Source organism: Streptomyces sp. NPDC104831 (assembly GCF_055583025.1).
This window is the reverse complement of sequence record NZ_JBVJOT010000016.1, coordinates 1-9,583: the sequence shown is the minus strand read 5'-3', so window position 1 is coordinate 9,583 and position 9,583 is coordinate 1. Positions and strand designations below refer to the sequence as shown.

The following is a 9,583-nucleotide window of genomic DNA, read 5'->3' as shown; positions in this document are numbered from 1 at the left end:
CCCCCCCCCCCCCCCCCCCTTTCCCCCCCCCCCCCCCCCCCTCCCCCCTCCCCCCCCCCCCCACCCCCCCCCCCCCCCCCCCCCCCCCCCGCCCTCGCGTTGCAGGGGGGCGGGGCCGGTCAGCGGCCGGTGCCGCCGTCGGCGTTGGGGCCGGCGTAGTCCTCGCCGTAGGCGCCCTTGGCGGGGCGGCGGCGGCGCATGGGCGGCTCGACGCCGTCCGCGAGGCGGCGGGCGGTGAGCAGGAAGCCGGTGTGGCCGATCATCCGGTGGTCCGGGCGGACGGCCAGGCCCTCGATGTGCCAGTTGCGGATCATGGACTCCCAGGCGGTCGGCTCGTTGAAGCAGCCGATCTCCCGGATGGACTCCACGGTCCGGGCGAGCTGGGTGGTGGTGGCCACGTAGCAGCACAGGATGCCGCCGGGGACGAGCGCCTTGGAGACGGCCTCCAGGCACTCCCAGGGGGCGAGCATGTCGAGGATGACGCGGTCGACGTCGGTGTCGGACAGGTTGTCCTGGAGGTCGCCGACGGTGAGCTGCCAGGCCGGGTGCGGGCCGCCGAAGTAGCGCTCCACGTTCTGCTTGGCGATCTCCGCGAAGTCCTCGCGGCGCTCGTAGGAGTGCAGCATGCCCTGGTCGCCGATGGCCCGCAGCAGGAAGCTGCTGAGCGAACCGGAGCCGACGCCGGCCTCCACGACGCGGGCGCCGGGGAAGATGTCGGCGAAGGCGAGGATCTGCCCCGCGTCCTTCGGGTAGACGACGGCTGCCCCGCGGGGCATGGAGAGGACGTAGTCGGGGAGCAGGGGGCGCAGCGCGAGATAGGCCACGTTGCCGGTGGTCCGGACAACGCTGCCCTCGGGAGCGCCGATCAGTTCGTCGTGCGGGAAGGAACCCTTGTGGGTGTGGAAGTTCTTTCCGGCTTCGAGCGTGAACGTGTAGTGGCGACCCTTGGGGTCGGTCAGCTGTACCTGGTCCCCGACCTTGAAGGGCCCGCGCCTGCGGGCGGCACCGGTCGGTTCGGACATGTGACCAGCCTACCGGGTCCCCGCGGAGGGCTTGACCGACGGACGGGCGCGGGCGGGGGCCGGAGACCTGCGGGGGTTACGGCGCCGGCCGGGCCATCGCCCTGACGAAGGCCCGCTCCACGTCGGCGGCCGACAGGACGCCGTAGATCTCGCCGGTCTCCTCGACCACGAGGTACTCGGTGGCCGGGGTGGCGCGCAGGACGTCCAGCAGTTCCTCGCCGGCCAGCTCGGCGGAGACCCGCATGCCGTCGGTCAGCTCCTGGGCGAGGCCGCTGACGGCCACCCAGGGGCGGCGGTGCTCGGGTACGCCGACGATGGCGGCCTCGCGGACGAGGGAGAGCGGGGTGCCGTCGACGTCGACCACGACCAGGGCGCGGGCCCCGGCGGCGTTGGCCCGGCGCAGCGCCTCGGAGAGCGGGGTGTCGTTCTCGACCGGTACGGCGCGCCGGGTGAGGGTGCGGGCGCGCAGTTCGGGCAGGTGTTCGCGCAGCCGGGCCATGCGCAGGCTGTTGCCGGCGCCGGTCCAGATGATCGCGGCGAGGATGGCGGCGAGCAGGGCGTCGGTGACGGTGTCCATGCCGCCGACGTCCTGCCCGCCGCCGCCGAGGGTGCCGGAGGAGTTCAGCAGCGGCAGGCCGATCAGGACGGAGACGGCGAGGGCGCGGCCCACCCAGGCGGCGGCGACGGTGCCGCTCATCGGCTTGCCGGTGATCTTCCAGACGACGGCTCGGAGCATGCGGCCGCCGTCCAGGGGCAGGCCCGGGAGGAAGTTGAAGATCGCCACGATGAGGTTGGAGATCATCAGGCCGGCGAGCAGGACGCCCGGTACGGTGCCGGGCTCGACCGGTTTCATGGCGAGGTAGAAGACGCCGGCCAGCACCAGGGACAGCAGCGGGCCGACGAAGGCGAGGACGAACTCGCGGCCCGGGGTCTCGGCCTCCTTCTCGATCTCCGAGACGCCGCCGAAGAACTGCAGCTGGATGCGGCGGACCGGGAGCTTGAAGCGGATCGCGGCGATCGTGTGGGCCAGCTCGTGGACCAGCACGGAGGCGTAGAAGGCCACGGCGAAGAAGAGGGAGACCAGGTAGCGGGCGGCACCCAGCTCGGGCAGCACGCGGTCGAGCTGTCCGCCGAAGACCCAGGTGATCAGGGCGGCGACGAGGAACCAGCTCGGCGCGACGTAGACGGGCACGCCGAAGGGGCGGCCCATGAGGATGCCCCCGCCCGGCTCCTTCGGCCGCGGCCCGGGCGGCCGGCCCTTGGCGATGCCGGAGTGGGCGTAGGGGCGGTGCTGGCCGGGGGTGGCGCGGGGGCCGCTGCCGGTACCGGGGGCGTGATCCTCCGGACGGCCGGGTGCCGGCTGCTGCCCGGTGGGGTTCCGGTACGGCTCGGTCGGGCCGGAAGTGCCGGTCGGGGTGGGTGCGGCGGGGGGTGTGCCGTGTCCGGCGGACCGGCTGCCGGCGGTGCCGGTGGTGTCGCTGCCGGGGGTGCCGGGGCCGGCGGACCGGCTGTGCACGGCCTCCGCGTCCGCGTCGGATCGGGCGCCCCCGTCGGGGGTGCCGTCCGCACCGGCGGTCGGTGGCGGGGCGGCCGGCGGGGTGGGGTCCACCGGCGGTGCCGGGCGGGCTGCCGGCGGGGCGGGGTCCTCGGCCTTGTCCCCGGCCGTGTGCTCCGCCCCGTACTCCGCTTTCTCCCCGCCCGTCCCGGCCCCGCTCCCGGGCCGGTCGTCCTCGAACGTGTCATCCGGGTGATCGGTGGGTCCGGTCGCCGGGGTCGCAGGGTCCGCGGAGGCCCCGGCCGCCGGCCTGTCGTTGCCGGACCGCGGCTGCCCGCTCCCGCCGCTCACGTCCACGGTGTCCCCTCGTTCGAAGCGTCTTCCGCACCTGCCGGACGGAAGGTCTCTGCTCGATGGTATGCGCCCGTCGTGGCGCGTTCCGCCCCGGCACCCCTTGTGTTCGCCTCGGGGACGCCCGGTGACACGGGCCGCGACCGGGTCCCTGTCAGTGGTGCCCCGTATGGTCTGGGGCATGGACAGCAGCATCGACGAGGCAGTGACGCCGGACGCGGGAGACGGGGCCGGGACCGGCCCCGCGGCGAGCGGTGGCCCGGGCGCGGCCGCCGGGGAGCGGAGCGCCGTCGCGCCGGCCTCGCTGTCGCCGTCCCGCGCCGGCGACTTCATGCAGTGTCCGCTGCTGTACCGGTTCCGGGTGATCGACCGGCTGCCGGAGAAGCCGAGCGAGGCGGCGACCCGGGGCACGCTGGTGCACGCCGTACTGGAACGACTGTTCGACGCACCCGCCGGGGAGCGGACCGCGCCCCGGGCGAAGGCGCTGATCCCGGGGCAGTGGGACCGGCTGCGGGAGAGCCGCCCGGAGCTGACCGAGCTGTTCGCCGACGATCCGGACGGCGAGCGGCTGGCCGGCTGGCTCGCCGAGGCGGAGCGGCTGGTGGAGCGCTGGTTCACGCTGGAGGACCCCACGCGGCTGGAGCCGGCCGAACGGGAACTGTTCGTGGAGACCGAGCTGGACTCGGGGCTGCGGCTGCGCGGGATCATCGACCGGGTGGACGTGGCGCCGACCGGCGAGGTGCGGATCGTCGACTACAAGACGGGCAAGGCCCCGCGCCCGGAGTACGCCGAGGGCGCGCTCTTCCAGATGAAGTTCTACGCCCTGGTCGTCTGGCGGCTGAAGGGTGTCGTGCCGCGCCGGCTCCAGCTGGTGTACCTCGGCAGCGGGGACGTGCTGACGTACGACCCGGTGCCGGCCGATCTGGAGCGGGTGGAGCGCAGGCTGCACGCGCTGTGGGAGGCCATCAGGCAGGCGACGGAGAGCGGGGACTGGCGGCCCCGGCCGACCAAGCTGTGCGGCTGGTGCGACCACCGGGCGCACTGCCCGGAGTTCGGCGGCACTCCCCCGCCCTATCCGCTGCCGGTCCGGGCGGCCGGGTCCCGGGCCGGGTGAGGCGGGCAGCGGGGGCAGGGCAGAATGGGCCCGGACTAGCGAAGGAGTGTCACGTGGCCATCCGTGTCCTACTGGTCGACGACCAGCCCCTGCTGCGTACGGGTTTCCGGATGATCCTGGAGGCCGAGCAGGATCTCGCGGTCGTCGGCGAGGCCGGTGACGGCCTCCAGGCCCTGGACCAGGTGCGAGCGCTGCAACCGGACGTGGTGCTCATGGACATCCGGATGCCGCGGATGGACGGGGTGGAGGCCACCCGGCAGATCACCGGGCCCGGCCGGGACGGCCCGGCCAAGGTGCTGGTGCTGACCACCTTCGACCTGGACGAGTACGTGGTGGAGGCGCTGCGCGCCGGGGCGAGCGGCTTCCTGCTGAAGGACGCGCCCGCCAACGAACTGGTGCAGGCGATCCGGGTGGTGGCGAACGGCGAGGCGATGCTCGCGCCGAGCATCACCCGGCGGCTGCTGGACAAGTACGCGACGCACCTGCCGTCCGGCGAGGAGCCGGTGCCGGACACCCTGCACACCCTCACGGACCGTGAGGTGGAGGTGCTGAAGCTGGTGGCGCGCGGGCTGTCCAACGCGGAGATCGCGGCGGATCTGTTCGTCAGCGAGACGACGGTGAAGACGCACGTGGGCCACGTACTGACCAAGCTGGGGCTCCGGGACCGGGTGCAGGCGGCGGTGTACGCGTACGAGAGCGGGCTGGTGCGTCCCGGCGCCCAGTAGACGGCCGGTAGCCGGCGGACGACCGGAAGGGCGCCCCTCTCCCGTGGAGTGGGGCGCCCTCGCCGTGTCCGGTGTCAGCCGCTCTTGCTGAGTTCCCAGAAGCGGAACACCGTGGAGGCGTCCAGGCAGTACTCCAGGCCGTAGACGCCGTCGTGGACGACCGCGTACTGCTTGGCCTGCCAGACCGGCAGGACGGGCAGCTCGTCGGCGACGATGTCCTGGAGCCTGCCGAAGTCCTTGTCGGTGGCCGAGCGGTCGCTCTGCGCGGCGGTGCCGGGCAGCAGGCTGCCGGTGATGGCGCGGTTGGCGTAGTGGTTGCCGAGCACGTTGCCCTTGCCGAAGAAGGGCGCGGTGAAGTTGTCGGCGTCCGGGTAGTCCGGCACCCAGCCCTTCACGTACACGCCGTACCTGCCGGCGGCGATGCCCTTCTCGTACTGGTCGAAGGCGACGGACTTGACGTCGGCGTCGAACAGGCCGCTGGCGTTGAGCTGTCCGGCGATGGCCTTCAGCTCCTCGTCGGTGGCGGGGCCGTACCGGGACGGCGTGGACCACAGGGTGAGCCTCACCTTGCCGGTGATGCCGTCGGCCCGCAGGGCGGCGGCGGCCCTGGCCCGGGAGGGGCGGGCGCCGTAGGTGTCGAAGAAGGCGGTGTTGTGGCCCGCGACCCCGGCCGGGACGATCGAGTACAGCGGGGTGGCGGTGCCCTGGTAGACGTCCTTGATCAGGGCGTCGCGGTCGATGAGGTAGGCCATGGCCTTGCGGACGCCGGGCTTGCCGGCCACCGGGTCCTCCATGTTGAAGACCAGGTGCTGCACCTCGGCGCTGGTGCCCTCGATGACCTCCACGCCCTTGCTGTCGCCCTGCTGGTCGAGCCGGGCGATGTCGGTGGCGGTCAGGCCCCGGTAGGCGATGTCGACGCCGCCGTCGAGGAGGGAGTCCTTCAGGGCGGTGCGGTCGCCGTGGAAGAACTTCAGGGTGACGCCGGAGTTGTTGACCTCGGCGGTGCCCTTGTAGTTGCCGTTCACGGAGAAGACGGCCTGGTCCTCGTCGAAGGAGTCCAGCTTGTAGGGGCCGGAGCCGACCGCCTGGTGGTCGGTGCGCAGGGCGTTCGCGTCGTACTGACGGTGGTCCACGATGGAGCCGGCGCCGGAGGCGATCTTGCTGGGGAAGGTGGCGTCGGGCACCTTCAGGTGGAAGACCGCCGTCCGGGCGTCCGGTGCCTCGACCTTGTCGAGCATCGGGAACATCAGGGCGGGACCGGACGGGTCGTCGATCTTCAGCAGCCGGTCGAAGGAGAACTTGACGTCCTCGGAGGTGAGGTCGTCACCGTTGCTGAACTTGAGGCCGTCCTTCAGTTCGCACCGGTAGACCATGGCCCGGGTGTCGGTGAAGCCGCACCGCTTCGCCAGTTCGGGCTCGGGTTCGGTCGCGCCCTTGGGGAAGCCGAGCAGCGACTGGAAGACGTTGTCGAACAACAGCCAGGAGCCGGGGTCGTAGCCGGCCGCGGGGTCCGTGGCGAGGACGTCGTCGGACATCCCGACCACCACGGAGGCGCCCGTGCCCCCGGAGTCACCGGTCTCGGTTCCGCAGCCGGTCAGCAGGCCGGAGGCCAGCCCCGCCACGAGGGGCAGGACCGGCCACTGGTTGCGCAGGTTCACTCGGAGTGCCTTGTCGTCGGTTCGTCAGCCCGGGTCCGTCCGTCCCTGGTCCCGGGCCCCGGGGCCGCGGACTCCGCGGCCCCGGGTGTCGAGAGCCGTCAGCCGCTCACGCCGCGGCCGAGCTCCCACAGCTGAAGCGTCGAGGAGGAGTTGAGGGCGTAGGCGGCGCCCGTGATGTCGTCGCGCGCGGCGACGTACTGCTTGCCCTGCCACAGCGGCAGGATGGGGACGTCCTCGGCGACCTTGTCCTGGATCTCGGTCAGGCTCTTGGAGGCGCCGAGCCGGTCGGCCTCGCGGCGGGACTGCGGGATCAGCGAGCGCTGGATGGCGGTGTTGTTGTACGGCGAGCCGAGGAAGTTGTCCTTGTCCAGGAACGGCGCGAGGAAGTTGTCGGCGTCGGGGAAGTCGGGGAACCAGCCCATGCCGTAGACGTCGTACTCGCCCTTCTGCTCGGCGGGCCGGAAGGTCTTCCAGGGGTGGCCCTCGACGGTGGCGTCGAACAGGCCGCTGTCGTTGAGCTGCTTCTGCAGGATCTCGAACTCCTGCTTGGTGGCCGAACCGTAGTGGTCGGTGGTGTAGTGCAGGGTCAGCTTCACCGGGGTGGTGACGCCGGCCTTCTCCAGCAGGTTCTTCGCCTTGGCCGCGCTCGGGTTGCCGTACTTGTTGAAGAACGAGTTCGAGTGGCCGGTGACGGTGGCCGGGACCATCGAGTACAGCGGCTCGGCCTGGGTGCCGTAGACCTTGGAGACCAGTTCGCCGCGGTTGACGATCTGGGCCATGGCCTGGCGCACGGCCGTGGACTTGACGCTCGGGGCGTCGGTGTTGAAGGCGAGGTAGCGGATCTCCAGGCCCGGCATGTCGACCAGGTCGACCTTGCCGTCGTCGCCGGTGTCCAGCTTCTGGATCTGCGCGGGCGACATGGTGCGGGTCATGACGTCGATGTCACCCGCGTCGATCGCGCTGCCCATGGCGTCGGCGTCGGCGAAGGAGCGCAGCTCGACCTTGTCGTTGTTCACCGTCACGTTGCCCTTGTAGGAGGCGTTCTTGGTGAAGGTGGCGGTCGTGATGGCGTCGTCGCTGACGTCGGCCTTGAAGGTGTAGGGGCCGGAACCGTCGATCTCGAAGCCCTCGCGGAGCTTGTCCTTCGGGTAGTCCTTCGGGTCGACGATGCCCGCGACCGGGGTGGACAGCTTGTAGGGGAAGGTGGCGTCCGCGGTCTTCAGGTGGAAGACGACGTCCCGGTCGCCCTGCGTCTCGATGGTGTCGATGGTGTTCAGCAGGGCGGACACACCGGTGTCGGAGTCGATGCGCAGCACACGCTCGATGGAGTACTTCACGTCCTCGGCGGTCACCGGGTCGCCGCTCGCGAACTTCAGGCCCTCGCGCAGCTTGCAGGCGTAGCGCTCGCTGCCGCTGTCGGTGAAGGAGCAGCTCTCGGCGGCGTCCGGGACGGGCTCGCCCTCGCCCTTGGGCTGCGCCATCAGGGTCTGAATGGACTGGCGCAGGATGTTCCAGGTGCCGACGTCGTAGGCGTAGGCCGGGTCGAGGGGCGCGGGGACCGCCTTGGTGGCCGTGAACTGGTCCGTGGTACCGACGACGATGGCGTCACCGCTCTTGCTCCCGCTGTCGGATCCGCCGCACGCGGCGAGAACCGGGGTGAGCAGGCCGGCCACCGCCGGCAGCACCAAAGTCTTGCGGTTCATGCGGGAGTTTCTCCAGAGCTGATTCGGGTCCGTGTATCCGCCATGCAGGGGTGGTGCGAGGGATCACGGGGGTTCTCGGCGATGTTCTCGCGATGAGATTAGTCCGCACCCGCAGGGGGGTTCACAGTCGTGCGAGTTGACCCCCCATCACGCAGGGGAACCGGTCGCGGACGCACCGAAAACCCGACAGCGGCAGGATTAGTGCAGCTTCCCATCAATCGGGACACAAGGTCCCGACGATACCGCCCGATCGGGGTCGGTCAGCACGCGCCACCCACGTTGTCTAGACCCTTTGGGGTGGTGAACGTCACACTTGTGGCCGTGCGGGCGGGCGAGGGAATCCGGCCGGGCGGCGCCGGGCGGATCCTTCCCCGGGGCGTTCCCGGAAAGGTGTCCGGCGCGGTCGGCGCGCCGCGCGCTCCCCGGTTTCCCCCGACGGGGAGCACCCGGGTGAACGGTCAGTGCGTCCGCACCATCATGTCGCGCAGAAAGGCCAGGTCGACCTCTTCCAGCGAGGAGACGACGGTGCGTCCCAGGGCCGGGCCGATGGGGGCGACGGAGGGGACGGCGACGACCCGGCAGCCCGCGGCCTCGGCCGCGGCGACCCCGGTCGCGGTGTCCTCGACCACGGCGCAGCGGGCGGGTTCCGCGCCGAGTCCGGCGGCGGCGAGCAGATACGGGTCGGGGAAGGGCTTGGTGCGGGAGACCTCGTCGCCGGCGATGGACAGGGCGAAGTGGTGGGGGCCCAGCACGGCCAGCACGCGGTCGATGATGCGCCGGTGGGAGGCGGAGACCAGGGCGGTGGGGATCTCGTGCCGGTGCAGTTCGGCGAGCAGCCGGGCGGCCCCCGGCATCAGCGGGAGTGCCCGGTCGATCCGGCTCTCGAAGCCCTCGTTGAGCAGGACGGTGAGTTCGGCGAGCCCGATGTCGGCGCCGGTGGCCTCGATGAGGAAGCCGGCGCTGCGGGTCATGGGGCCGCCGACCACGACATGGCGCCAGGTCTCGTCCAGGGTGTGCCCGAGGGAGGCGAAGACCTCCACCTCGACGTCCCACCAGAAGCCCTCGGTGTCCACCAGGGTGCCGTCCATGTCCAGCAGGACCGCTTGCAGGGCGGAGCCTTCGGCCGTACGGGTTCCTGGCGCGGGGACCGTACTGGTCATCCGGGCGCACCTCCTTGAGGGACGACCAGGCCGGTTCCCCGGTGGGGAACCGGCCTGCGGTGGACCGACCAGTCTACGACTCATCCGATCGGCGTGCCCAGTGAGACGTGCGTCACCGTGCGTTGAAGTACTTCGCCTCGGGGTGGTGGATCACGATGGCGTCGGTGGACTGCTCGGGGTGGAGCTGGAACTCCTCGGACAGGTGGACCCCGATGCGTTCCGGCCGGAGCAGGTCCGCGATCTTCCCGCGGTCCTCCAGATCGGGACAGGCACCGTAACCGAGGGAGAAACGGGCACCGCGGTACTTCAGGGCGAACATGTCCTCGATACCGGCCGGGTCCTCCCCGCCGAACCC

General features: G+C 71.8%; 8 protein-coding genes. 2 read left to right on the top strand and 6 right to left on the bottom strand.

All coding sequences use genetic code 11. The features are described 5' to 3' along the window. Positions 1-119: 119 nt before the first annotated feature. Both ACZ63H_RS13485 and ACZ63H_RS13480 read right to left on the bottom strand, forming a co-directional pair. Positions 120-1,022 (bottom strand): tRNA (adenine-N1)-methyltransferase, encoded by a 903-nt coding sequence (locus tag ACZ63H_RS13485; protein ID WP_469864466.1) that lies wholly within the window; start codon positions 1,020-1,022, stop codon positions 120-122. A gap of 76 nt (positions 1,023-1,098) precedes the next feature. Next, a complete protein-coding gene (locus ACZ63H_RS13480; protein ID WP_469864464.1) occupies positions 1,099-2,868 on the bottom strand; it encodes a site-2 protease family protein in 1,770 nt (589 codons plus the stop codon). Positions 2,869-3,049: 181 nt separating this feature from the next. Between ACZ63H_RS13480 and ACZ63H_RS13475 the strand changes: the two genes are divergently transcribed. Then, positions 3,050-3,982: a RecB family exonuclease gene (locus ACZ63H_RS13475; protein WP_469864462.1), complete on the top strand. Its 933-nt coding sequence runs from the start codon at positions 3,050-3,052 to the stop codon at positions 3,980-3,982. 53 nt (positions 3,983-4,035) lie between these two features. Then, a complete protein-coding gene (locus ACZ63H_RS13470; protein WP_030781365.1) occupies positions 4,036-4,707 on the top strand; it encodes a response regulator in 672 nt (223 codons plus the stop codon). 74 nt (positions 4,708-4,781) lie between these two features. Here ACZ63H_RS13470 and ACZ63H_RS13465 read toward each other — a convergent pair whose 3' ends face one another. The 4 genes from ACZ63H_RS13465 to ACZ63H_RS13450 all read right to left on the bottom strand — a co-directional run. Next, a complete protein-coding gene (locus tag ACZ63H_RS13465; RefSeq protein WP_469864460.1) occupies positions 4,782-6,365 on the bottom strand; it encodes an ABC transporter substrate-binding protein in 1,584 nt (527 codons plus the stop codon). A 98-nt stretch (positions 6,366-6,463) separates the two neighbouring features. Beyond that, on the bottom strand, positions 6,464-8,068 hold the full coding sequence (locus tag ACZ63H_RS13460; RefSeq protein ID WP_469864458.1) for an ABC transporter substrate-binding protein: 1,605 nt from the start codon (positions 8,066-8,068) through the stop codon (positions 6,464-6,466). A 458-nt stretch (positions 8,069-8,526) separates the two neighbouring features. Next, positions 8,527-9,228, bottom strand: coding sequence for an HAD family hydrolase (locus ACZ63H_RS13455; RefSeq protein ID WP_469864456.1), 702 nt, complete (start codon positions 9,226-9,228; stop codon positions 8,527-8,529). 112 nt (positions 9,229-9,340) lie between these two features. After that, a partial coding sequence (locus ACZ63H_RS13450; protein WP_469864454.1) for a vitamin B12 dependent-methionine synthase activation domain-containing protein occupies positions 9,341-9,583 on the bottom strand: 243 nt, incomplete at its 5' end.

Coding starts and splice junctions, on each gene's coding strand:
- ACZ63H_RS13455 (WP_469864456.1), bottom strand. CDS start 9,228: ATGACCAGTACGGTCCCCGCGCCAGGAACCCGTACGGCCGAAGGCTCC.
- ACZ63H_RS13485 (WP_469864466.1), bottom strand. CDS start 1,022: ATGTCCGAACCGACCGGTGCCGCCCGCAGGCGCGGGCCCTTCAAGGTC.
- ACZ63H_RS13475 (WP_469864462.1), top strand. CDS start 3,050: ATGGACAGCAGCATCGACGAGGCAGTGACGCCGGACGCGGGAGACGGG.
- ACZ63H_RS13460 (WP_469864458.1), bottom strand. CDS start 8,068: ATGAACCGCAAGACTTTGGTGCTGCCGGCGGTGGCCGGCCTGCTCACC.